Source organism: Bacillus sp. 05T31, assembly GCF_056396725.1.
Window position 1 is genome coordinate 1 of record NZ_JBFTMA010001081.1, and the last position, 966, is coordinate 966.

Annotated in this window: 1 protein-coding gene; it reads left to right on the top strand. The window is 34.7% G+C overall.

All coding sequences use genetic code 11. The features are described from left to right. Positions 1-966: AMP-binding protein (locus tag AC1DJR_RS31480; protein ID WP_477004412.1), on the top strand; the 966-nt coding region annotated here is incomplete at both ends.

Sequence of the window (966 nt, forward strand, 5' to 3'; positions counted from 1 at the left end):
GAATGAAATACATAATGAATTTGAAATTCAAATTTCTTTCAAGTCTCATTCATTCTCTTCTTTGCAACAGTTTGCAAATTCATATCTTTATGTTTTAAAGCAAGTGTCAACAAATTCGAATTTGGCTGTGAAAGATATTTGTATCATTTCAGAAGAAGAGAAAGAGTTGCTAGAAGAATTGAATCAAGGTCAGGCGGACATAGAATTGTCTCAATCATTTCAAGATTTGTTTGAGGAACAAGTGTTAAAAACCCCAGATCAAATTGCTGTTGTTTGTAATGATCAATCTTTGACATATAGAGAATTGAATAAAAAAGCAAATCAATTGGCTTCTATTCTTCAAAGTAAGGGTGTTTCGAAAGAAAGTATTATTGGGGTTATGGTAGATCGGTCATTGGAAATGATCATTGGCATGGTGGGGATTTTAAAAGCAGGAGCAGCGTATTTACCAATCGATCCTAACTATCCAAATGAACGAATTGAATATATGTTACAAGATAGTCAAGCGAAATGTTTACTGAGCAAGCGAACAGAAGTAGAATTGCCGCAATTTGCGGGTGAAGTGCTGTATCTCGATGAGGAATATCTCTTCCAAGGTGAGGAAAGTAATTTAGTTCGAGAAAGTTATCCTAATGATTTAGCTTATGTTATTTACACATCGGGATCGACAGGGAATCCAAAAGGGGTAATGGTAGAACAGAAATCTCTTGTCCATTTTTTAAGTGTAATGAGAGAAAAAGTAAAAGATAATCAGTCATTCTTGTTTCTTGCTAGTGTATCTTTTGATATCTCCTTGTTAGAAATATGTCTGCCTTTAACACAAGGTTCGAAAGTAGTTATTGCTACAGAGAATCAGTTCGCAACAAAAGAATTGGCTTATTTGGTCAAAGAACATAAGGTAGATTTATGGGAATCAACGCCATCGCGAATGGAAGTGATTTTGAGTGATCCAGAAGTGGCAAATTT